The following is a 21,528-nucleotide window of genomic DNA, read 5'->3' on the forward strand; positions in this document are numbered from 1 at the left end:
AAAGAGTTGTTCTGGCTTTGTTGTTTGGGCATTCCATATTTGATTTGGTTGTTCTCAATCTGCAAGGAATTAAATAAAAAGCTTCCAAAATACCGTGAATTTAACAAGATATTGTTTATCTCATTGGCGGGATATTGTTCACTGTATTATATTTTCGGGATTACGATGTTGTTTTCAGGGATTGGGTTAGAAACCTTGATGTCTTTTCATATAGCTGCCATGGTTTCAATGTTTTCAATGATGATAATGGCTACTTCTGCCATAATTCGGTTTGAGAAAGAATTACACCTTAAACAATCGAATGTGTTGGGCCTTTTCTTTGGAATTTGGTATTTCATGTTTGGGATTTGGGACATTCAGCCTAAACTTAACGAATATATTGAGCTTATTAAGTCCAATTAAAGTTTAAATAAACAATGCATTTCCTATCCAACATCCTAGAAGATTACATAGAAGGGCACTCCCAATCAGAACCTGAACTATTGGCAGAGCTATCTCGGGAAACCCATCTAAAAGTATTGCAGCCACGTATGATCACGGGACATTTCATAAGTGGTGCAAAAAAGTATTATATTGCATCACAAAAATGGGTTTATGGAAACAGTTAGAAAGTCAATCACTTTTACAAATCAACAAGATGGTTGGATAAAGCTTAGGGTTAAATCAGGTGACTTTACCAATGATAGTGAATATATAAGGGATTTGGTAAGAAAGGACCAGGAAGAGAACATGAAACTCGCGGAGCTCAAGGCCGCAATTGATGATGGATTGCAAAGTGGCAGAAGTAATCTCAAAATAAGTGACATTATCGCAAAAGTTGATAATGGGGAATTATAATTTATCTACCAGGGCCCAATATGACTTAGTTGGCATTTATAAATACGGTATAAAGTTTTTTGGTCCTAAACAGGCTTCCAAGTATTTATTGAATTTGGAAAGTTTTTTAGAGGAACTCGCCGAACGCCCAGAATTGGCCAAAGACGCATCGGCCATTTCAGATTCCTTAAAATACTACAGTTATAAAGCCCATGTCATTTTCTACCAATTTGATAGTGTTAACGAAATTTTTATTGTTCGGGTGTTGGGCAAACGTATGAATTTTGTTGAGCATCTTTAAAGTTCATAAAAACAATGCATTTTCTCTCCAACATACTTGAAGATTACATAGAAGACCACTCCCAATCAGAACCCAAACTATTGGCGGATTTATCACGGGAAACCCATCTAAAAGTGTTACAGCCGCGCATGATCACCGGGCATTTTCAAGGTCGGGTGTTGAGTTTGCTATCCAAAATCATTGCTCCCAAAACAATCTTGGAAATTGGAACCTACACGGGGTATTCAGCCCTTTGTTTGGCGGAAGGGCTCCGCAACAACGGGGAACTGCATACCATTGAAATCAATGAGGAACTGCATAGTTTTCAACGCAAGTATTTTGACCGAAGTGGTTTTGGACCCCAAATCATTCAACATACGGGGGATGCATTGGATATTATCCCCACCTTGGACCTTACCTTTGATTTGGTCTTTATCGATGCCCAAAAGGTAAACTACGATGCCTATTTTGAGGCTGTGATTCAAAAAACCAAACCGGGCGGTGTTATTTTATCAGACAATGTACTATGGTCAGGGAAAGTGGTGGAGCCAGTTCCCCAATCGGACAAAGCCACACTTGCTTTGAAGGCCTACAATAAAAAGTTACAAAGTGACCCACGGGTTGAAACAGTGATATTGCCCATTAGGGATGGACTGACCTTGAGTCGGGTGAAATAAATCGGTTGTGCAATTTGTAGAAAAGAATTCCGGACAGAATCCCAACAACCATTCCTACTAAAATATCTATCGGGAAATGCACCCCGACATAAATACGGCTCAAGGCAAACAAAATGGGCCAAATAAAGAACAGTGCTGCCCATTTTATGCTCTTCCGAAGGAAAAGAAACATTAGGGTGGTAATGGAAAAGGAACTTGAGGCATGCCCTGAGAAGAAACTGTAATCGGTTGGGGTTTTTAAAATACGAATCAACGTATTGATTTCTTCCGTGTTATTGGGTCGCAACCGAGCTACCGAAATTTTGGTCCAATGGGTTATGGCGGTAATAAAAATGACCAATCCAATGAGAGTCAAAAGTTTAAACCAAGCCTCGCGTTTTGGGAATTTCAGGAAAAACAGAATGACAAATAGGATGAAAAGTGGAATCCATGTAGCTATATCAGTCACCGTGGACCAAAAGCCATCATATTCTTCAATGCCCAAACTGTTGAGATAGATAAACGTATCCCTATCCCATTCGAGCAATCTTTGTAACATGGATTATTTGAGATTTCGTTTTACTGAGCCTGTAACTTCGTCAACATTTTTCTTAACGTCATCAATCTCTTTCCGGATGTCCTTGGTAAAGTCGGTATCAATACCTTGTTTATCGGCACTTTTTTGAATCTCGCGCTTAATGTCGTCCGTGGCATCCCTAAGTTGGCGCATTCCCTTGCCAAGTCCTTTAGCAATCCCAGGAATCTTATCGGCACCAAAAACCATCACCACTATAAATAGGATGAAAAAAATCTCTGCGCCGCTTATGAATAGAAAATACATACAACAAATATAATCAGAAGTTGGTAGGAAAATAAAAAAAGCCCCGTGAAATCACGAGGCCTTTTACTGTTATTTTGTTGCCCTTATTTTCCTTTGATGCTATCCTTGAATTTATCAAAGTCTGATTTCTCATCTTTTTGGGGCCAAGCATTATTGCTGGTGTCAATATCAGCAGTTTCCAACTTTGGATCTACCACAATACCCACCAACTCTTTTTGGGATGAAACCACGCGTTTTACCTCGGCGTCGTTCTTTCTCCAAATTTCTGGTGGATAAGTAACGTTCTCCTTGGTGCCATCTGCATAGGTATATTCCACAATCAACGGCATGGGAATTCCTCCCGGCTTATCAAATGTTATTTCGTAGAAATATTTAGGCTCTTTAACCTGCGCCCTTTCGGCTTCAGTCATGTTATCCATCATAAACTCCTTAAGGTTTTGGGAAGACTCGGTTGGAGATTTCCCTTTAAGCTCGGGCATGTAATCTTCACTATCTTCCTCTGCCAAGTACACCAATGGTGGCAAATCGGCCTCTGTGATATTTCTATCGGCCATGTACTTTTCCATTTGTTTGGTGGGCTTGCTGCTCACGTAGTATTTTTTAACGCCTTTCACCCCAATATCAACATAATCGGTAGTGTAGAACCAACTTCTCCAGAACCAATCCAAGTCCACGGCAGAAGCATCTTCCATGGTACGGAAAAAGTCCTCTGGGGTCGGGTGCTTGAACATCCAACGTTGTGCATAGGTTTTAAAGGCATGATCGAACAATTCCTTCCCCATTACAGTTTCCCTTAGTATGTTCAACGCAGTGGCAGGTTTACCATAAGCGTTGGGCCCTAACTGATAAACATTTTCTGGGTTTGACATGATTGGGGCAATATAACTTTGATCCCCTGCCATATAAGGTACAATGTCTGCTGGGTTTCCTCTTCGGGACGGATAGTTTTCATTGGGTGCAATGACCTCTGGAAAGTTCTTACCAAATTCCTGCTCGGTCAAATATTGCATGAAGGTATCCAGACCTTCATCCATCCATCCCCATTGACGCTCATCAGAATTCACGATCATCGGGAAGAAATTATGACCAACTTCGTGGATAATCACGCTGATCATTCCATATTTTACTTGATCGGAATACGTACCGTCTTCATTAGGTCTACCATAATTCCAGCAAATCATGGGATATTCCATCCCTTGGTTCTTGGCATGTACCGAAATTGCTTTATGATAGGGATAGGTAAAAGTATGCTTGGAATACGTCTTTAAGGTCTGCACCACGGCTTTGGTTGACTGCTCTTCCCAAAGTGGGTTTCCTTCTTTGGGATAAAGAGAAACCGCCATGATATCCTTACCATCAATATTAACCGCCTGCATATCCCAAATAAACTTACGGGAAGACGCAAAGGCATAGTCCCTTACATTGGTCGCCTTGAATTTCCAAGTTTTCTTATCGGTTGAGAAGCCCTTTTCAGCAGCTTCCGCTTCTTCTTGGGTAACAATGATTACGGGTTTGTCATAAGACTTTTTGGCATCCTTATAGCGCTTCATCATCTCTTTGGTAAAGACTTCATCTCTGTTCTGAAGCTCTCCCGTAGCATCCAAAATATGGTCTGCCGGTACGGTTATGCTCACATCATAGTTTCCAAAAGGGAGTGCAAATTCTCCACTGCCCCAAAACTGATGGTTTTGCCATCCTTCCACATCGCTGTAAACAGCCATTCTAGGAAAGAACTGGGCAATAACATAGGCTCGGTTTCCATCCTTAGGGAAATATTCATATCCAGACCGGGCTCTATTAACGGTATGATCTGGCACATTGTACCACCATTTTATAGAGAAAGAAACTTTTTCACCACTCTTAAGCGGCTCTGGAATGTTCACCCGCATCATGGTCTGATTGATGGTGTGCGACAAGGGCTTTCCACTGGCATCTTTTACCCATTCAATATTAAAACCACCATCAAAAGGTTCGCTCATGTACGTTTCGGCAAAGTTGCCTGCGGTATAGGCAATATTTACCCCATTACCATCACGCAGTGGGGATTTGGAATCCTTGGCTCGGACATTTTGGTCCAATTGCACCCAAAGAAACTCCAAATTATCCGGTGAATTGTTGTAGTAGGTAATGGTTTCTTCACCGTGAATTCTGGCATTCTTATCATCCAACTCCACACTGATATTATAATCTGCTTGTTGTTGGTAGTAATCCGGACCTGGCGCACCAGAAGCGGAACGATAGGTGTTCGGTGTTGAAAATTCTTCATACAACTGTTTAAACCTACTTTGGTTGTAGTGACCCGGCTCCCGTTCCGGTTTAGCATCTCCTTCTTCCTGGGCCATCAACGCAGCTCCAAAAAGAAATAGCGCGGAAGCAATACAATACTTAACTCTGTTCATTTTTCTATTTGATTTTTAAACGTTGAAAAATAGCTTTTTTTAACCAACTGTTAACAATACGTTACAAGTTTAACATTCCTTTATTATTTTCCTTGATGAGCACAAAACTCTTCTTGTGGCCTTTCCATTTAAGGTGAACCAAATTCTTCTGCTCTTCAAACAAATCGGTGAGGATTTCATTTTGGACTGCCATGGATTCCAGGTTTGAAAAACCAACTTTTGGAATTTCCAAATAGCAGATGACCACGTCATTATCATAGCGTTTTCCCAAAAAGGTGTATGGTGCAGTTTCGCCATTGAGTTCCACTGAAAATTTGGCCCTAAAGTACTTTTCTATGTACTCATCCGCAACTTTGGCCTCGTTCTTGGTAGCCAACTTCGCTTTTATGCCGTACCGTTCTTCCAAAACGTCATCAAGGTCATCAATAAAAATGCGACTGGTAATCTGAAAAGCATCATCTTCCTCTGCATAAACCATATTGGTAACGCTGACATAGAATTTATGGGCCGATGTGAAAGACAAAAAAAGTATGACTGCGAGTGACAATAGCAGGTTCCTTGCTGTTTTCAATTTCATCATATAAGTTTTAGACTCCTATATTGGGGCAATGTTACAGGATTTCATGGGATTTTTGTGCAAAAGACTTGCCAAAATATACTTTCTTGGACCAGAGACGATACATTAAAAAAAGAAACCAGATATAAGACGTACCAGTTATTGGTTATTCGGTTTTTAGGTTATTGAAACCTTGAACTTGACCCTTGACTCTTGACTCTTGACTCTTGACTCTTGAACTTGTCTCTTGTTTCCTGGCTCCTTAAAATTTCAATCCAAATTATTGTTCTGGCGGTAAACACGACTTTTTTCCACCATAAAATCCCATATTTTTAATTTATCTTGTGTGTCCACCGTGGTCTGAAATGCCTCATCCACTTCACAGAAGTACATAAAATCCTCTATTTTTTCCATAGGAATCTTTAAAGTGGTCACAAAAAGCGAATCCACATAAAAATCCTGCACACGTTGCGTCCGGGCGTAGGTATTGTCCACTTTCACTCGGTTCTTCAACATTTTAGTGCGACCGGTAATGGCATTGATGATTGGGTTTAGGGACACTGCGCCACCGGCACCACCCAGACCACCACCACCTTTAATGCTCATGGCAGAGGCTTCCTTAAGCAATCGTTCACTTTGGGTATAGTCCTTGGCATTGGCATTGGGAAGTCCCAAGGCTTCAGCATCCACAATTCTTGGAGGGGGGAGTTTTTCCAAATCCTTGTCCAAAACCCCTGAAAGGTTGTAGGGACTTACCACCACTTCTCGCAATTCGTTTACAAACTCCTCCATGGGAACAGTAATAAAACTGGAATTGAACAAGGTTTCGCTAATGGGCAGTACCTTTCTTTTGAAGTGAACAGCAGAAAACACCAACGTATCGTTCAGTTGCGCCCGAATGATAAAATTTCCATCAATATCAGTGATCACCGCTTGTTCCGAGGCAATATTCTGAACCACAACACCCACCACATCTTCAGTGGCACTGGTAACCTTACCCCGTAATTCTTTGGTGATGCCATCTTGGGCAGTGGTTGATAAGACCCATAAACACAGTAATGGAAAAAGAAGCTTTTTCATTCTTCATTCAACTCCGTCAAAAAGGCCTTGCTCTGTGTGACCAAAAAATCAATCAGTTGAAATTCGTTTTCCTTTCGCAGCAAGGTCTGGGAAGGAATCTTATCATCGCAGTAAAGTAGGAATGCATCTATTTTGTTTTGTGGTAACCTTAAATCGACCACAAAAAACTCATCGTCATACACATGCCGGAGCACCTCACTCACCTTTAGGGGAGCGCGTTGTTGTCCATCGGCCTCCTGCGACTTGAAAAGTGCCTTAAAAATGTTCACAAAATTCAGACCGTCACGCATGCCCCGAACCGTTCTGGATTCTGCAATGTTTTCCACTTCTGTACTCCTGTCAATCTCGTAGTCGAACTGTTTAAAATCTTCGTTCTTCACCTGCAAAAACCGCTCTTGGTTTTCTGGGGTCACAACGACCTCATCCAACTCTTGCACCTTTTCATTTACCTCAACCACCAAACGGTTGTTCGCCAATATTTCCTCTGTAATGGTCACTATCTCCAACTGGTAGGTGAGTGCCGTAAACACCAATTGGTCACCCACTTTTACCATAATGGCAAATTCCCCTTCATCATTGGTAATGGTGGCCTGGGCAGAGGTGGAGTTGATCACGTTCTCGTTGGGTACATTGGTATTCCTGTACAGCACCTTACCGCGCAACAATTGCCGGTCTTCCTGTGCCATGGCCAAGGTTGAAAAGAACAACGAAAACAAAATCAGAAGTGTATTTTTCATAAGAAAGCATTTAGCCCAAGTTAAAGAAAACCTTTGAAGGTCATATAAAAAAGTAAAGCTGTTCTAAACTTTTGTTAATTCTCCAACGGCCATGATGGAAAAAAGAGGTATCCGTTCACCTGTGAACTTCGTATTTGGTCGGGATTTCTAAGAATAATCGGATCATAAGATTAGTTTTGTGGATTCCGTTTGGAAACCTCAAATATCAAACACTGTGAAAAAGCAAATTGTTTTTTTGATCGCTGCCCTACTGGCGATCACTTCCCTGCAAGCCCAGGTAAAGATTGGTGATAATCCACAAAGCATACACCCAGCTTCCGTTTTGGAACTACAAAGTAATAATCGGGTACTTGTAATAACCCGGGTCACCGATGCTCAAATGAGTACCATTAACCCATTGCGGGGTGCCATGGTCTACAACACGGACGCTGAATGTATCCATTATTTCAATGGTACGGAGTGGATCAATATATGCGAGGAATTGGACAATTCATTTACCGTTAGTACTGAGGCCGTTTTTAATATTGCTTCTAGGGACAGCACCGTAGTGGTGACCCAAACGGAAACTCCAGACGGAATCAACTACAATTTTGAGGTAGATAAAATTACAGGTGAGAATATCAGAAACTTTTCCATATTCAGAAATAACTTGACATTAGGAATAATAGGCCAACCACAATTGCAAGATGGGGCCGTTTCTTTGCCAAAGTTGGAAGATGGAACCATTGCAGGCCAACTCATACAATGGAATGGTACCGAATGGGTGCTTATTTCGGAGGCCGATATTACGATTACCGAGATTGACGGTGTAATTGGAAATGAGGTGACCGATGCTACCGCTGGAGGTTCTTTGCAGCGAAATGGCGGAGGCACAGATGTGGACCCTTGGACACTTGATGTTGTGGATGGCGGAATTAATACTGATGAGTTGGCTACAGATGCTGTCACCTCAGATAAAATTTTGGATGGCACCATTGCTACTCTTGATTTGGATGATGATATCATTACAAATGCTAAGATGGCTACGGATGCTGTTGGATCACTTGAAATAATAAACGGTGCCGTAACCCTTGCCAAGATTGTTGATGGAACCGCGGCTGGCGAACTCATGCAATGGAACGGGACCGACTGGGTTTTGGTCGACCCATCAACATTGACCGTAACCGAGGCCGATGGGATTGTCGGCAACGAGGTGACCAACGCCACCGACGGAACCTTGACAAGGTCCGGAGCAGGAAGCTTGGCAGACCCTTACACTCTCGGAGTTAGCCCCAATGGAATCTCAGACAACGAAATCGCAAATGATGCAGTGACCCTTGCCAAGATCGCAAATGGAACCACGGCAGGCGAACTCATGCAATGGAACGGTACCGATTGGGTTTTGGTAGACCCATCAACATTGACCGTAACCGAGGCCGATGGAATTATTGGAAACGAGATTACTAACGCTACCGACGGAACCTTATTAAGATCAGGAACAGGGACGTTGGCAGACCCTTATACATTGGACGTTAACTTGCTTGGAATTGATACAGCAGAGCTTGCCAATAATGCTGTCAACTCCGCTAAAATTGAAGATGGCCAAGTTCAAACCAATGATATTGCCGATGCGAATGTGACCCCCATCAAAGTTGCTCCCTCTGCAACAAATGGTGATATCCTAACCACCGTAGGTGGAGCTGTGACATGGCAGGCTCCTGCAGTAGTTGCTATGGGAAAGGTTGATGTAACAGCCACTGCAGAGAATGCGAATGGAGCATCAGTTGTACGAAACAGTGCAGGAAACTATACCGTAACTTTTGACGTAGCACGTTTAGATCCGGATTACATTGTACAACTTACCTTACTAAATGCTGGGCCAGATGTTACCATTGAAGTTACAGGTGCTCCAACAACAAATGATTTCACAGTCCAAATTTCAGATACTGTCGGAGCACCAATAGATGCCCAATGGTATTTCACCGTAACTGACTTTTAAGACTTGAAAACCCTCCTCTACATATCCATTTTTGCGCTTGGTCTAAGTTTACAGGCCCAAGTTGGGCTATACCACAGCGGCAATATGCAGGTACACGGTAATCTGGGGTTCCATACCAATTTCATCAACGATTCCGCTTTTGATCAAACCCAAGGTCTGGTCGGGTTTTATGGAGGCAACGTGGTACAAGTTTGGGGAAACATTCCCCCTACGCTTTGGGATGCCGAGCTTATGGCACCAAATAATATGCTTTTGCGTACCACAGTAAACGTACGGAACAACCTCAATTTTATTGATGGCAACATTTTAACCACCACTGATGACCAATCGGTTTATCTAAACTTTATGGATCAGGGCTTTTTTTCAGGAGAAAATAACCTTGCCAAAGTAAGTGGGTTTGCCGCCATTAACAATCGAGACTTTTTCTTTTTCCCTGTTGGCGACCCCTATCAACTACGGCCCTTGTCTTTGGATTCTGAAGGCACGACACCCTTGGCCGTCTGTGCCTATTTTTTTGAGAACACCTCTAATCCTGAATCAATTTCTGAAGGTTTTGATGTTGATGAAAAGGTACGTGATATTGGAACAGTCAGCGACAGGGAGTTTTGGATCGTTCAAAGTGATGTTCCCGCGCAAGTGACTATTGGCTGGAACTCACGCAGTGGCCTGGAATTCATTCCTAATGTCACTTTAGAGTCTATTATTGTTGTGGGATGGAGTAAAGTTTCAAGCAAATGGATAGTGATTGGCAATTCTAGTCTAAGTGGCAACATTCGGGAAGGTTTTGTAACCTCCAAAACGTTTGTGCCCAGTGAGTATGCCGCCATTACCTTTGGTACCATTCCATTACCAACGGATACTTTTGTGGTGAACAACCCAACTTTGGGGAACTATTTTTTAAGTCCAAATGGCGACGGCACCAACGACTTTTTGGTGATTGACGGCATGGAAGAATCTCCCAACAACAGCTTGATCATTTACAATAGACTTGGACAAAAAGTCTTTGAAAAAGTCAATTACGTGAATGAATTTTATGGAGTGGCCAATGCGGGCAGTCTGTACCTTAACCAAGAAATGGGTCTACCGGAAGGCGTGTATTATTACCTTGCCACCTTAAATGATCTAGGTCTGGAATACACTGGTTTTCTCTTCTTGGACCGATAATGGCCATACCCATCGTTCCCATGAAAACCAATATGGCAACGGACTGAAAAATACTTCTTAACTTGGCACGAAAATCATTTCCATGAAGAGAAGGACTTTCATAAAAACCACCTCTGTTTCTAGCTTAGCCTGCGCCATTCCCCCTGTTTTTTCAAATTTTAACGACCCTGATTACTCCACAGACGAATTGATAGGCAAGGCCGTGATAGATCTTTTCGGCGAGGGCATCAACCTTAGAAAAGAGGCGTATGAATCTTTTGTGGCTATGAAAAAAGCGGCCTATTCAGATGGTTTTGATATTAAAATGGTGTCCAGTTATAGGGATTTTTACCATCAAGCGAGTATTTGGGAACGAAAATTCTTGCGCTTTACTGAAGATGAGGGCATGGAACCCTTACCTGCCATTGACAAAATCATTGAATATTCCACCATTCCCGGAACCAGTAGGCACCATTGGGGCACCGATATTGATATTATTGATGGTAACCCTAAAGTTTCCGGCGATGTTCTAGTACCCGAAAAATTTGAAAAAGGTGGCCCCTTTGAAAACTTCAAGCTTTGGCTCGACGAAAATTCAGAGAAATTCGGTTTCTATTTGGTCTACACCAATGAACCCAAACGAAGAGGATTTAAATATGAACCCTGGCACTACAGCTATGCCCCGCTTTCCATTGCCATGTTAACGGCCTACCGAAGACTTAACGTTCTGCGCTTATTGCAAAAAGAGGATTTTTTGGGTTCTGAACATTTTACAACAGGCTTTGTTAAGACCTACGTTCAGGACAATATTCTGGATATAAATCCAGCGTTGTTGTAGCGGTTTTTTTTTCGTATCTTCAATTGTCTGGAACACTACCATTATGAGAAGAGGAAGTTGGAGAATCCGTATCCTTATTGGACTGGCCATTGTAGCTTTCGCCTTTATTCGTCGTTGCAACAATCAAGAAGAGAACCCCTATACCGGAAGAATCCAAAATATTGATATGACCGCGGAACAGGAGATTGCCATTGGGCTGCAGAGCGCCCCAGAAATGGCGCAGCAACATGGTGGCCTTTATCCCGATGAACGCATGCAGTCGCTGGTCGATGCTGTGGGCAAAAAACTGGTCAACAACAGTATTGCCCGGGAAACACCTTATCAATATGATTTTCATCTTTTGGCGGATGACCAAACCATTAATGCCTTTGCCCTACCCGGTGGACAATGCTTTATTACCTATGCCCTGTTCTCACAACTGAACGAAGCCCAATTGGCCGGGGTATTGGGGCACGAAATTGCCCATGTGATCGGCAGGCACTCCGCCGAACGGATTGCAGAAAGCAGTTTCTGGCAGACATTGGCCACAGGTGCATCGGTGGGAGGTGATATGGGAAGTGTAGTGGCTGGCATCGGTCAAAACACCCTATTAAAAAATGGTCGGGGCGATGAATTGGAAAGTGATGAATTGGGTGTGCAATTTATGATCCAATCCGGATATGACCCCTACGAAATGATAAATGTAATGGAAATACTAAAATCCGCGGCTGGTCCAAATCGGGTGCCGGAATTTCAGAGTACCCATCCAGACCCAGAAAATCGAATTGAAAAAATAAAGGAGGCCATCAAAAAATATTCAGGTCGATAGAATTTGTACTTTATCGATAAAACAAGGGTTTTGACAAGATTTGCTTACCTTTGAGACAACCCCAAATCCTACAACCGTTTACTTCTCCCATTTGTGCTTAACATAAATGAGAACACATGGGAACACTACTACACTTTAAAAACCTCTATTTAGAGGCATTTGACGATTGTAAACCGAGCTTTATTGTACTTTTTTTAAAAGGGTATTCCGTATTTTGTGGCGTCATGTTGATTATGGCGGTATATGCGTTTTTATATAGAGCTTTCACGGGCTTTGAATTCTAAGCCTTTAAAATACTCTTTTACAGGACACTATAAGTAAATGAGAAAAAAAGCCCATCCAATTGGATGGGCTTTTTGCTTTGAATGAATAAACTCCTTTTATTTTTTCATAGCATTTTCCAAAACGGCCAATGCTTCAGTTGCATTGGATATTTCGGCATATTTTTTAGCAGTATATCCTTGATCGGAACGTCTTTTAAAATTGGCTCCGTTTTCAATGAGCATTTTCAAGATTTCGGCTTGGTTGTAACGAGCGGCAAAATGCACGGGTGCCATCCCAAGGGATTTTTCGTTGACATCTTCGCCCAATTCAATGAGTTTTTTAACCGTTTCCACATCGCCTTGAATAATGGCCTTGCAAAACGGATTGACCTCAACGGGTAGGGCGGAAACATTCAGATTAACATCTGATACAGGTTCATTGGCAGAAATGCCGGTCGTTGCTAGCATGCAAAATGCAGCTACTGTTAGGATTGTTTTTTTCATGATGAATAATTTTGTTTATAGATTAAACTGTTACAAAAATAGACTTCTGCACAGGCCTTATGTTACAGCATTAACAGTTAAATAACTAAACTTTAACAATGCTTCATTAAAGGCTCCCTAAAATTATTAAATCCGCAACCATAAAACTCCCTAAAAGCTAGGGCATCCAGTCAAATCGTTCTATTTTTGAAGCACAATTTTGCATCATGAATAAAAAAGTAATCCTAATGATTTTGGACGGCTGGGGAAAATCGCCAGACCCAAAAGTTTCGGCCATTGCGCAGGCCAATACACCCTTTGTTGATTCACTGTACACCCAATATCCCAATGCCAACCTTCTTACCGATGGTATGCATGTTGGTCTTCCAGAGGGACAAATGGGAAATAGCGAAGTGGGCCACATGAACCTTGGTGCCGGTAGAATTGTATATCAAGATCTGGCCAAAATCAATAAAGCGGTCAAAGAGGATACCCTAAAGGATGAAAACGTGTTGAAAGATGCCTTTGCGTATGCCAAGAGCAATGACAAGGCCGTTCATTTTCTAGGTTTGGTGAGCGATGGGGGCGTGCATAGCCATATGGACCACTTAAAAGCCCTAATTAAAGCAGCAGATGACTATGGGGTGCAAAAATCCTTTGTCCATGCTTTTACGGATGGACGTGATGTTGATCCAAAAAGTGGAAAAGGTTTCTTGATTGACCTCACCCATTTTTGCTCTGATAAAAACACCAAGTTGGCCACGGTAATTGGAAGATATTATGCCATGGACCGTGACAAGCGCTGGGAGCGGGTAAAATTGGCGTATGATGTAATGGTGAACACGGAAGGCGAAAAAATACGCAACATAAGTGATGCCATGCAAAAAAGTTATGATGATGGCATTACCGATGAATTTATAAAACCTTTGGTTTTAACCGATGCCAACAATCAACCCTTGACAAAAATTGTTGAGGGCGATGTTGTAATCTTTTTCAACTTTAGGACCGATCGTGGTCGTGAATTGACCCAAGCCTTGAGCCAACAGGATTTCCATGAGCAGAACATGCACAAAATGGACCTATATTACGTCACCATGACCAACTACGATGATTCCTTCAAAGGCATTAAAGTGGTCTATGACAAGGAGAATATCAAGGACACCTTGGGTGAAGTATTGGCCAAAAACAACAAAAAACAAATTCGTATTGCAGAGACGGAAAAATATCCCCACGTGACATTTTTCTTCAACGGAGGAAGGGAAGAACCTTTTGAAGGTGAACAACGAATCCTATGCCCATCGCCAAAAGTGGCTACATACGACCTTCAACCCGAAATGAGCGCCTATGATATTAGAGATGCCATCATTCCCGAACTGAAGAAGGGTGAGGCTGATTTTGTATGCCTCAACTTTGCCAACCCAGATATGGTGGGACACACAGGAGTTATGGAAGCAGCCATTAAGGCTTGCGAAACAGTGGATGAATGCGCCAAGGATGTTATTACAGCGGGATTGGAAAATAACTATTCCACTATCGTAATTGCCGACCACGGGAATTGTGATACCATGATCAATCCAGATGGAAGCCCAAATACAGCGCATACCACCAATCCAGTTCCCTTGATTCTTGTGGACAAGGATATAAAAGAAATCAAAGATGGGGTTTTAGGGGATATTGCTCCTACTATCTTAAAAATGATAGGCATTTCCCAACCCGAACTTATGACCCAAAAACCATTGGTTTAGGGCAAAATTCGCCATAATCCATAGATTCAATTTATCTTTGCGGCTATGATTCACGTTAAGACAGCAGAGGAAATTGAATTGATGCGCGAAAGTGCGCTAGTAGTTTCCAAAACTTTAGGCCTTTTGGCCAAAGAAATCAAGCCTGGTGCCATTCCCTTAAAATTGGATAAAATGGCCGAAGAGTTTATTCGGGAGCAGGGAGCTGTACCCGGGTTCTTAGGTATGTATGATTTTCCAAACACTTTAAATTGGAGTCCTAACGCACAGGTAGTCCACGGTATCCCCAACAATGAACCGCTAAAGGATGGTGATATCATTTCGGTGGATTGTGGTGCCGTAAAAAATGGCTTTCATGGGGATCATGCCTATACTTTTGAGGTAGGTGAAGTAGCCGATGAGACCAAGAAGTTACTCAAGGTCACCAAAGAATCACTTTACATTGGAATAAGGGAGTTTAAGGAGGGAAACCGCGTTGGTGATGTTGGTTATGCCATTCAAAAATACACCGAAGACCACGGATATGGCGTGGTTCGTGAATTGGTGGGACATGGTTTGGGAAAAGAGCTGCACGAAGATCCCCAAATGCCCAATTATGGAAAACGTGGTCGCGGTAAAAAATTTGTCAATGGCATGGTTGTGGCCATTGAGCCCATGATCAATATGGGCACCAGACGCATTAAGCAGTTGAAAGACGGTTGGACCATTCTCACCGCAGATGGTAAACCCAGCGCACATTTTGAACATGATGTTGCTTTAGTGGATGGAAAACCAGAGCTGCTCTCCACGTTCCAATATATTTATGACGCCTTGGGCATTACCAGCGATGAGGAGGAGGAGTTTCGGAGCAAGAAATTGGTGCTTTAGTGGTCGGTAATCTTTATATTGACACGCCCGCCTGCGGAACGGACATACAGTTGAGAGTTAATTACATCCATAGGGGAGGTCTCGACTGCGCCTGTCTGCCAACAGACGCAGGCTCGATTTGACAGCAATAAAATAATTTTTGTGAAAAAGTATTGACAGTAGTTACTTTGAACTACTTGGCAGCCTCAAAGAAGAGATTGCGATTAATTGTAAATTTTGGCGAAAATCAACTTACTTATAAGAGAGTGTTACTTTAAGCCATTTGTGAAAATTTGTGTGATTCGTGTCAGATATATTTAAGTTCTTCCTCAATCTTATCCCAAGACCCTTACTCATAAGACTAAGCTATTGGATTCGGCCACTGATTGCCTTTTCCCTAAAGGGAAAAAAGTTCACCGACCCGATTGATGGGAAGAGTTTTAGAAAGTTTTTACCGTATGGGTATGAAAATCCACGGGAAAATGTGCTATCCCCCTCTACTCTTTCCTTGGAACGGCACCGATTGCTTTGGCTCTATCTTGTTAATGAAACGGATTTCTTTACCAAACCATACAAAGTCCTTCATTTTGCCCCTGAGCAAGCTTTTTACAAACGTTTTAAAAGGTTGAAAAACATTACGTACACCACTACCGATTTAAACTCTCCCTTGGCCGATGTAAAGGCTGATATCTGTAATTTACCTTTTGAAGACGATGCTTTCGATGTGATTCTCTGCAACCATGTTTTGGAACATATTCCCAACGACACTATAGCCATGCAAGAGCTATATCGGGTAATGAAACCTGGTGGATGGGGCATTTTTCAAATTCCTCAGGATTTAAAACGTGAAAAAACCTTTGAGGATAACTCCATCACCGACAAAAAGGAGCGTGCCAGGATTTTTGGTCAGTACGACCATGTTCGCATCTACGGGAGGGACTATTTTGATAAATTGAGGAGTATTGGCTTTACCGTCGAAGAAGTGGATTACACGAAAAAGCTTCCAAAGGAAGAGGTAGAAAAATACCGTTTGGCCAAAGGGGAGATTATTCCTCTTGTCCACAAATAACTGCTAGTTCGATGGGCCCACCTGTGGACGGATAGGCAGTCAAGAAGCTTTACGGCCACAACCTATTCAATTATTATTGCTTTACAAAAGCTTCAAATCCAGAGGTCATGAACTCTTTGGTATTGCCGTTTTCATCCAAGTAAATGATATAAGCCTCAAGGTCATCATGCTTTTCCAACACCTTCTTGGATTCTTCTAAATCCATGGCCATAAAACTGGTGGCGTAGGCGTCTGCCAATGCGCAGGTATTGGCCACAACACTGGTCGCCAAAACATATGAATTCTGCGTATAGCCTGTCTTGGGATTGATGGTATGGACATATTTTTCTCCGGTTTCTGGGTCAATTCTAAACTTTCGGTAATTCCCGGATGAAGCCATGGCTTTGTCTTCCAAAGAAACAATCAATTTTAATTGACGGCCTGTTTCCACTTGGGGGTCATCAATACCTACGGTCCATTGTTTTCCTGAAACAAGATTGGTTCCCTTAGCCAAAACCTCGCCTCCTACTTCCACCAAATAATTTTCAATACCCTTGTCATCTAAAAGTGCCCCTAAACGGTCTATGGCATAGCCCTTGGCTACAGCATTAAAGTCAAAACGGATGGAAGGATTTGCCTTAGTAATGGTATTGTCGCCTTTCAACTGTACTTTATTCCATCCTACATAGCTCAGCAAGCTATCTACCCTGAGGCTATCCAACTGAATCTGTTCTCCAGGACCAAACCCCCAAGCATTGGCCAAAACGCCAATTGTGGGGTCAAAATAGCCGTTTGAGGCTTGGTGTACCTCAGTGGAAATATCAAAAACTTCTTTAAACATGTCATCCACCACCACTGTTGAGTCTCCCTCGTTGATTTTGGATATATCTGATGTGGGAAGATAGGTGGACATGGACTGATTGACTGCCTGAAAGACAGAATCAATCTCCTGCTGGTAGTCCAAGCTTTCATCAGAAATGTAAATGATGGAGTACGAAGTGCCCAAAGCGCCACCTGTATTTTGATTTTTGACCCATTGCGGAGAGTTGCATCCCAAAAACAACAATCCTACGGTAAAAAGAAGTACGTTTTTCAACATTATATTTCAATCAATCCTTGATAATCCACAATATATTCTTCATTCAAACACAATGGAAGCTCTTGGTCAGCGGCATTGGAAAGTCCAACCCCGGCAAAATAGGTCTTTGCCTCAAACTTATTGGCATGGTCTTTTACGGTCAACATTAATTCCTCATCGTACTCCCTTGGATTGAGTGGAAATTCCACATTACGAACCACGATAAAATGTAGCACCTTTTCTTTAAGACAGACATATTGTGGATTTTTCTTCAGCTTGCTGTTGATGGCCATAAACTCAAAACCATCCGCTTCAAGTTCGTGGCCTACAATGTTCATGGCCAAGTTGTGTAGTTCCTGTTCCGTTAATTCTCTTCCCATATAGATAAAAAAACCGATGCGTTGGCATCGGTTGGTTTTATAATCATTTACCTCTCGACTGCGCTCGAGGTGACATTAATAGGTTTTTCCTATCCTCCAAAATCATCGAACCTGATATTCTCATCTGGAATACCAAAGTCCTCTCCCATTTTCTGAACCGCTTTGTTCATCAATGGTGGACCACAGAAATACAGTTCAATATCTTCTGGAGTCTCATGATGGTTCAAATAGTTATCAATAACACAGTTATGGATAAATCCGACAAAACCATCACCTTCTTCGTCATTAATATCTTTTTTAACCTTCCAATTGTCCTCTTCCAAAGGTTCTGAAAGCGCCATATAGAACTTAAAGTTGGGGAAGTTTCTTTCCAATTCTTTAAAGTGTTCAATATAGAACAACTCACGTTTGGAACGTCCTCCATACCAGTAGGTCACCTTTCTATCGGTCTTCAATGTCTTGAACAAATGGTATAGGTGTGAACGCATGGGTGCCATACCTGCTCCCCCGCCCACATATAGCATTTCTGCATCAGACTCGTTGATAAAGAATTCGCCAAACGGACCTGAAATGGTTACGGGGTCACCTTCTTTAAGACTAAAAATATAGGATGATGCAATACCTGGATTTACATCCATCCATCCATTTTTAGAACGGTCCCACGGTGGGGTCGCAATACGCACGTTCAACATAATCTCGCGGCCCTCTGCTGGGTATGAGGCCATGGAATAGGCACGTTCTACCGTTTCCGGATTCTTCATGACCAAGGGCCACAAGTTGAACTTGTCCCACTCGGCCTGAAACTTATCTGGCGTTTCATGTTCCTTCGGGTGAGCCGTAATATCAATGTCAGAATATTTTATTTCGCAAGGGGGTATCTCAATTTGGATGTACCCACCGGCCTTGTAGTTCATATCCTCCGGAATCTCCACCACAAACTCTTTGATGAACGAAGCTACATTGTAGTTACGCACTACTTTGGCATCCCATTTTTTAATACCGAAAACTTCTTCTGGAATGGTAATTTCCATATCCTGCTTTACCTTGACCTGACAGGCCAACCGGGCTCCTTCACTCAACTCTTTTTTGGAAAAGTGAGGGGTTTCTGTGGGAAGTGCTTCCCCACCTCCTGAAAGTACGTGGCATTCACACTGGATACAGGTTCCACCACCACCACAAGCAGACGGTAAGAAAACCTTTTGATTCCCCAAGGTTGACAGCAAAGAGCTTCCCGAAGCTACCTCAATTTCCTTTTCACCATTTATGGTAATGGTGACAGGACCAGATGGGGATAATTTTTCCTTGGTGAACAGTAAAAGTGCCACCAACAATAACAACAATACAAGAAATGCTACTATGGTAATTAGAATGGTACCTCCAGTGCTTGCGGCTAAAATCATCTTTATTTGTTTATAACTTCGTTATAGGAAACTGCTTTTTCTTTATCCTCAATCTCCTTTTTGATTTCTTTTTCCTCTTTGTTCTCAGCTTTCACTGTAGTGGTTTCTGTTCCTTCTGGCGGATCATTGTCACCCGTTAACATTCCCCCAAAACTTTGAAACCCTATTCCCATCAAACCAGTGATGATGAATGTGATTCCCAACCCACGCAAAGGAGCAGGAACATTGGAATAGCGAATTTTTTCACGGATGGCCGCTATTGCCAAAATGGCCAAGAACCAACCAATTCCAGAACTTATTCCGTAGTTGAAGGCCAATCCTATATTAGGGATTTCACGAGTCTGCATAAATAAGGACCCACCCAAAATGGCACAGTTTACCGCAATCAATGGCAAAAAGATACCCAATGAGTTATAGAGTGCCGGAGAGAACTTCTCCACCACAATCTCCACCAATTGTACCATGGTGGCAATGGTCGCAATGAATAAGATGAAGGAAAGGAATCCCAAATCATAATCGGCATATTCTGGTCCCAACCAGGCCAACGCACCATCCTTCAACAAATATTGGTCCAACAACCAGTTCAAAGGAACAGTAACGCCCAACACGAAGATTACGGCAGCTCCCAAACCAACGGCTGTGGTTACTTTTTTGGATACGGCCAAATAGGAACACATCCCTAAAAAGACCGAAAACACCATGTTGTCTATAAAAATCGACTTAAAAAATAGCTCTAAATGCTCCATATCTTCTTAGTTTATGCTTCTTCTATCAATGCTCTGTTTCTGGAACGCTGTACCCAAATTATGATTCCCACAACTATCAAGGCTGCTGGTGGAATAATCATGAATCCATTGTTCTCGTAACCTATGGAATAGAGTCCGGTTTTGGCAACAGGGTCTCCAAGTACTTTCATTCCAAACAAAGTTCCCGAACCAAGAAGCTCTCTGAAAAATCCAACAATCACCAAAATAACTCCATATCCCAAGGCATTTCCGATACCATCCAAAAACGATCTCCAAAGTCCGTTGCCCAAAGCAAAGGCTTCAAATCGTCCCATAATGATACAGTTGGTAATAATAAGTCCCACAAATACAGAAAGCGTTTTGCTCAATTCATAGGCGAATGCTTTCAGTACTTGATCCACTACGATTACCAAGGTGGCCACAACCACCAATTGAACAATGATTCTAATTTTTGATGGAATTAGATTTCGCAATAGGGATATAACCACGTTACCCACGCCCATCACAAATAATACTGATATGGCCATTACAACGGATGCCTTGAGCTCTGCTGTGATTGCCAGCGCTGAACAAATACCCAGAACTTGAATAGTAATGGGGTTATTGTCCGCCAAAGGGTCCATTATCAGATTTGCATCTTTTTTAGATAGTAGCGCCATTTTATTTTTTTCTTACAGTTTCTAAATACGGTTTGTAAAGCTTTAAAGCGTCTTTGATCATTGCGGAAACGCCATCTCCTGTTATGGTAGCGCCAGCCAATGCATCCACTTCGTTATCGTCCTTGTTCTGGTTTAAAGGGTCATTGTTTCCTTTGGCCACGGCAATACCGGCGTAGCGGTTACCGTCCATAATGGATTCGCCTTCAAAATCGTCCATGAAAAAACGCTGATTGATGTTGGCCCCAAGCCCAGGTGTCTCTCCCTTATGGTCAAAGAAAACACCTTGCACCACCATGTTCTCATCCACGGACATAAAGCCCCAGATGGCATCCCACAGTCCTTTTCCATATAAAGGAATAATGTAGTATTCTTTTCCGTCCTTTTCACCAATCAACAAAGGTAATTCTGCATTGCCTCCACTTTTAATGGTGCTGAGCTGCTTTTTCATATCTATCAAATAGGCATCTTGCTTTTCCTTGGCCTCTGAACCTTCAATCACCAACTGTTCCTTGATGTATTTAGAAAATTCACTTTCCACATCCGAAGTTGGAACAAAGCTAACGCTGCCTTCTCCTTCATTGTCATTTACCCCCATGGCATAGAGGATATTCTGTTGCTTTTCAAACCGCTGGTTTTCATCAACCTTTGGTTTTAACCCCGATGCCAAAAAGGCTAACAGGGAGCCTACAACCACTACCATCACAACCGCAAAAATTACGGTATAGCTATTTTTTTCTGTATTGATTGCCAT

General features: G+C 42.3%; 26 protein-coding genes. 12 read left to right on the forward strand and 14 right to left on the reverse strand.

What is annotated here, in order from left to right; genetic code table 11:
• Positions 1–206 precede the first annotated feature (206 nt).
• Positions 207–338 carry a hypothetical protein gene (locus AB1A65_RS00450; RefSeq protein WP_366584514.1) on the reverse strand — a complete coding sequence of 44 codons (132 nt, stop codon included), beginning with the start codon at positions 336–338 and terminating at the stop codon, positions 207–209.
• Between the two features lie 78 nt (positions 339–416).
• On the opposite strand from AB1A65_RS00450, the gene AB1A65_RS00455 reads away from it, so the two are divergent.
• From AB1A65_RS00455 to AB1A65_RS00470, 4 genes are read left to right on the forward strand one after another with little or no spacing between them, the layout of a single operon-like run.
• Entirely contained in the window at positions 417–608 is a 192-nt protein-coding gene (locus AB1A65_RS00455; protein ID WP_366584516.1) for a hypothetical protein, read from the forward strand.
• Positions 595–837: a type II toxin-antitoxin system ParD family antitoxin gene (locus tag AB1A65_RS00460; protein WP_366584518.1), complete on the forward strand. Its 243-nt coding sequence runs from the start codon at positions 595–597 to the stop codon at positions 835–837. The genes AB1A65_RS00455 and AB1A65_RS00460 overlap by 14 nt, the downstream gene beginning before the upstream one ends.
• Entirely contained in the window at positions 824–1,117 is a 294-nt protein-coding gene (locus AB1A65_RS00465) for a type II toxin-antitoxin system RelE/ParE family toxin (RefSeq protein ID WP_366584520.1), read from the forward strand. Before AB1A65_RS00460 ends, AB1A65_RS00465 begins: the two co-directional genes overlap by 14 nt.
• A 14-nt stretch (positions 1,118–1,131) precedes the next feature.
• Positions 1,132–1,773 carry an O-methyltransferase gene (locus AB1A65_RS00470; RefSeq protein ID WP_366584522.1) on the forward strand — a complete coding sequence of 214 codons (642 nt, stop codon included), beginning with the start codon at positions 1,132–1,134 and terminating at the stop codon, positions 1,771–1,773.
• Here the strand turns inward: AB1A65_RS00470 and AB1A65_RS00475 are convergent.
• The 6 genes from AB1A65_RS00475 to AB1A65_RS00500 form a co-directional block, all read right to left on the reverse strand.
• The gene (locus tag AB1A65_RS00475; RefSeq protein WP_366584524.1) at positions 1,739–2,311 is read right to left on the reverse strand and encodes a phosphatase PAP2 family protein; all 573 of its coding nucleotides are present in this window, start codon (positions 2,309–2,311) and stop codon (positions 1,739–1,741) included. The genes AB1A65_RS00470 and AB1A65_RS00475 overlap by 35 nt on opposite strands.
• Positions 2,312–2,314: 3 nt before the next feature.
• A complete protein-coding gene (locus AB1A65_RS00480; RefSeq protein ID WP_366584526.1) occupies positions 2,315–2,593 on the reverse strand; it encodes a twin-arginine translocase TatA/TatE family subunit in 279 nt (92 codons plus the stop codon).
• A gap of 83 nt (positions 2,594–2,676) precedes the next feature.
• Entirely contained in the window at positions 2,677–4,992 is a 2,316-nt protein-coding gene (locus tag AB1A65_RS00485; protein ID WP_366584528.1) for a M1 family metallopeptidase, read from the reverse strand.
• A gap of 61 nt (positions 4,993–5,053) precedes the next feature.
• Positions 5,054–5,572, reverse strand: coding sequence for a DUF6702 family protein (locus tag AB1A65_RS00490; protein ID WP_366584530.1), 519 nt, complete (start codon positions 5,570–5,572; stop codon positions 5,054–5,056).
• A gap of 246 nt (positions 5,573–5,818) precedes the next feature.
• Positions 5,819–6,628, reverse strand: coding sequence for a hypothetical protein (locus tag AB1A65_RS00495; protein ID WP_366584532.1), 810 nt, complete (start codon positions 6,626–6,628; stop codon positions 5,819–5,821).
• Positions 6,625–7,365 (reverse strand): hypothetical protein, encoded by a 741-nt coding sequence (locus AB1A65_RS00500; RefSeq protein ID WP_366584534.1) that lies wholly within the window; start codon positions 7,363–7,365, stop codon positions 6,625–6,627. Before AB1A65_RS00500 ends, AB1A65_RS00495 begins: the two co-directional genes overlap by 4 nt.
• A 214-nt stretch (positions 7,366–7,579) precedes the next feature.
• Here AB1A65_RS00500 and AB1A65_RS00505 point away from each other — a divergent pair, with 214 nt between their 5' ends.
• The 5 genes from AB1A65_RS00505 to AB1A65_RS00525 all read left to right on the forward strand — a co-directional run bounded on the left by AB1A65_RS00505 (position 7,580) and on the right by AB1A65_RS00525 (position 12,416).
• Positions 7,580–9,343, forward strand: coding sequence for a hypothetical protein (locus AB1A65_RS00505; protein ID WP_366584536.1), 1,764 nt, complete (start codon positions 7,580–7,582; stop codon positions 9,341–9,343).
• A gap of 3 nt (positions 9,344–9,346) precedes the next feature.
• Positions 9,347–10,507, forward strand: coding sequence for a gliding motility-associated C-terminal domain-containing protein (locus AB1A65_RS00510; protein ID WP_366584538.1), 1,161 nt, complete (start codon positions 9,347–9,349; stop codon positions 10,505–10,507).
• A gap of 82 nt (positions 10,508–10,589) precedes the next feature.
• A complete protein-coding gene (locus tag AB1A65_RS00515) occupies positions 10,590–11,324 on the forward strand; it encodes a M15 family metallopeptidase (RefSeq protein ID WP_366584540.1) in 735 nt (244 codons plus the stop codon).
• 43 nt (positions 11,325–11,367) lie between these two features.
• Entirely contained in the window at positions 11,368–12,132 is a 765-nt protein-coding gene (locus AB1A65_RS00520; protein ID WP_366584542.1) for a M48 family metalloprotease, read from the forward strand.
• Positions 12,133–12,248: 116 nt separating this feature from the next.
• Positions 12,249–12,416, forward strand: coding sequence for a DUF6747 family protein (locus AB1A65_RS00525; protein ID WP_366584544.1), 168 nt, complete (start codon positions 12,249–12,251; stop codon positions 12,414–12,416).
• A 96-nt stretch (positions 12,417–12,512) separates the two neighbouring features.
• Here AB1A65_RS00525 and AB1A65_RS00530 read toward each other — a convergent pair whose 3' ends face one another.
• Positions 12,513–12,899, reverse strand: coding sequence for an ankyrin repeat domain-containing protein (locus AB1A65_RS00530; protein WP_366584546.1), 387 nt, complete (start codon positions 12,897–12,899; stop codon positions 12,513–12,515).
• Positions 12,900–13,105: 206 nt separating this feature from the next.
• Between AB1A65_RS00530 and gpmI the strand changes: the two genes are divergently transcribed.
• The 3 genes from gpmI to AB1A65_RS00545 all read left to right on the forward strand — a co-directional run bounded on the left by gpmI (position 13,106) and on the right by AB1A65_RS00545 (position 16,535).
• Positions 13,106–14,623, forward strand: coding sequence for a 2,3-bisphosphoglycerate-independent phosphoglycerate mutase (gene gpmI, locus AB1A65_RS00535; protein WP_366584548.1), 1,518 nt, complete (start codon positions 13,106–13,108; stop codon positions 14,621–14,623).
• 45 nt (positions 14,624–14,668) lie between these two features.
• Positions 14,669–15,487 (forward strand): type I methionyl aminopeptidase, encoded by an 819-nt coding sequence (map, locus tag AB1A65_RS00540; protein WP_366584550.1) that lies wholly within the window; start codon positions 14,669–14,671, stop codon positions 15,485–15,487.
• Between the two features lie 283 nt (positions 15,488–15,770).
• Entirely contained in the window at positions 15,771–16,535 is a 765-nt protein-coding gene (locus AB1A65_RS00545) for a methyltransferase domain-containing protein (RefSeq protein WP_366584552.1), read from the forward strand.
• 73 nt (positions 16,536–16,608) lie between these two features.
• Here AB1A65_RS00545 and AB1A65_RS00550 read toward each other — a convergent pair whose 3' ends face one another.
• The 6 genes from AB1A65_RS00550 to AB1A65_RS00575 all read right to left on the reverse strand — a co-directional run bounded on the left by AB1A65_RS00550 (position 16,609) and on the right by AB1A65_RS00575 (position 21,528).
• On the reverse strand, positions 16,609–17,613 hold the full coding sequence (locus tag AB1A65_RS00550) for an FAD:protein FMN transferase (RefSeq protein ID WP_366584553.1): 1,005 nt from the start codon (positions 17,611–17,613) through the stop codon (positions 16,609–16,611).
• The gene (locus AB1A65_RS00555; protein WP_366584555.1) at positions 17,613–17,972 is read right to left on the reverse strand and encodes a Na(+)-translocating NADH-quinone reductase subunit F; all 360 of its coding nucleotides are present in this window, start codon (positions 17,970–17,972) and stop codon (positions 17,613–17,615) included. Before AB1A65_RS00555 ends, AB1A65_RS00550 begins: the two co-directional genes overlap by 1 nt.
• Before the next feature lie 89 nt (positions 17,973–18,061).
• The gene (gene nqrF, locus AB1A65_RS00560) at positions 18,062–19,372 is read right to left on the reverse strand and encodes an NADH:ubiquinone reductase (Na(+)-transporting) subunit F (protein WP_366584557.1); all 1,311 of its coding nucleotides are present in this window, start codon (positions 19,370–19,372) and stop codon (positions 18,062–18,064) included.
• A gap of 2 nt (positions 19,373–19,374) precedes the next feature.
• Entirely contained in the window at positions 19,375–20,118 is a 744-nt protein-coding gene (nqrE, locus tag AB1A65_RS00565) for an NADH:ubiquinone reductase (Na(+)-transporting) subunit E (protein ID WP_366584559.1), read from the reverse strand.
• An 11-nt stretch (positions 20,119–20,129) separates the two neighbouring features.
• Positions 20,130–20,777, reverse strand: a complete 648-nt coding sequence (locus AB1A65_RS00570) for an NADH:ubiquinone reductase (Na(+)-transporting) subunit D (RefSeq protein WP_366584560.1) — start codon at positions 20,775–20,777, stop codon at positions 20,130–20,132.
• 1 nt (position 20,778) lies between these two features.
• The gene (locus AB1A65_RS00575) at positions 20,779–21,528 is read right to left on the reverse strand and encodes a Na(+)-translocating NADH-quinone reductase subunit C (RefSeq protein WP_366584562.1); all 750 of its coding nucleotides are present in this window, start codon (positions 21,526–21,528) and stop codon (positions 20,779–20,781) included.

It is taken from the genome of Allomuricauda sp. ANG21, from assembly GCF_040705235.1.
Lineage (GTDB): Bacteria > Bacteroidota > Bacteroidia > Flavobacteriales > Flavobacteriaceae > Flagellimonas > Flagellimonas marina.

Coding starts and splice junctions, on each gene's coding strand:
- AB1A65_RS00450 (WP_366584514.1), bottom strand. CDS start 338: ATGAAATACCAAATTCCAAAGAAAAGGCCCAACACATTCGATTGTTTA.
- AB1A65_RS00455 (WP_366584516.1), top strand. CDS start 417: ATGCATTTCCTATCCAACATCCTAGAAGATTACATAGAAGGGCACTCC.
- AB1A65_RS00460 (WP_366584518.1), top strand. CDS start 595: ATGGAAACAGTTAGAAAGTCAATCACTTTTACAAATCAACAAGATGGT.
- AB1A65_RS00465 (WP_366584520.1), top strand. CDS start 824: ATGGGGAATTATAATTTATCTACCAGGGCCCAATATGACTTAGTTGGC.
- AB1A65_RS00470 (WP_366584522.1), top strand. CDS start 1,132: ATGCATTTTCTCTCCAACATACTTGAAGATTACATAGAAGACCACTCC.
- AB1A65_RS00475 (WP_366584524.1), bottom strand. CDS start 2,311: ATGTTACAAAGATTGCTCGAATGGGATAGGGATACGTTTATCTATCTC.
- AB1A65_RS00480 (WP_366584526.1), bottom strand. CDS start 2,593: ATGTATTTTCTATTCATAAGCGGCGCAGAGATTTTTTTCATCCTATTT.
- AB1A65_RS00485 (WP_366584528.1), bottom strand. CDS start 4,992: ATGAACAGAGTTAAGTATTGTATTGCTTCCGCGCTATTTCTTTTTGGA.
- AB1A65_RS00490 (WP_366584530.1), bottom strand. CDS start 5,572: ATGATGAAATTGAAAACAGCAAGGAACCTGCTATTGTCACTCGCAGTC.
- AB1A65_RS00495 (WP_366584532.1), bottom strand. CDS start 6,628: ATGAAAAAGCTTCTTTTTCCATTACTGTGTTTATGGGTCTTATCAACC.
- AB1A65_RS00500 (WP_366584534.1), bottom strand. CDS start 7,365: ATGAAAAATACACTTCTGATTTTGTTTTCGTTGTTCTTTTCAACCTTG.
- AB1A65_RS00515 (WP_366584540.1), top strand. CDS start 10,590: ATGAAGAGAAGGACTTTCATAAAAACCACCTCTGTTTCTAGCTTAGCC.
- AB1A65_RS00520 (WP_366584542.1), top strand. CDS start 11,368: ATGAGAAGAGGAAGTTGGAGAATCCGTATCCTTATTGGACTGGCCATT.
- AB1A65_RS00525 (WP_366584544.1), top strand. CDS start 12,249: ATGGGAACACTACTACACTTTAAAAACCTCTATTTAGAGGCATTTGAC.
- AB1A65_RS00530 (WP_366584546.1), bottom strand. CDS start 12,899: ATGAAAAAAACAATCCTAACAGTAGCTGCATTTTGCATGCTAGCAACG.
- gpmI (WP_366584548.1), top strand. CDS start 13,106: ATGAATAAAAAAGTAATCCTAATGATTTTGGACGGCTGGGGAAAATCG.
- map (WP_366584550.1), top strand. CDS start 14,669: ATGATTCACGTTAAGACAGCAGAGGAAATTGAATTGATGCGCGAAAGT.
- AB1A65_RS00550 (WP_366584553.1), bottom strand. CDS start 17,613: ATGTTGAAAAACGTACTTCTTTTTACCGTAGGATTGTTGTTTTTGGGA.
- AB1A65_RS00555 (WP_366584555.1), bottom strand. CDS start 17,972: ATGGGAAGAGAATTAACGGAACAGGAACTACACAACTTGGCCATGAAC.
- nqrF (WP_366584557.1), bottom strand. CDS start 19,372: ATGATTTTAGCCGCAAGCACTGGAGGTACCATTCTAATTACCATAGTA.
- nqrE (WP_366584559.1), bottom strand. CDS start 20,118: ATGGAGCATTTAGAGCTATTTTTTAAGTCGATTTTTATAGACAACATG.
- AB1A65_RS00570 (WP_366584560.1), bottom strand. CDS start 20,777: ATGGCGCTACTATCTAAAAAAGATGCAAATCTGATAATGGACCCTTTG.
- AB1A65_RS00575 (WP_366584562.1), bottom strand. CDS start 21,528: ATGGCAATCAATACAGAAAAAAATAGCTATACCGTAATTTTTGCGGTT.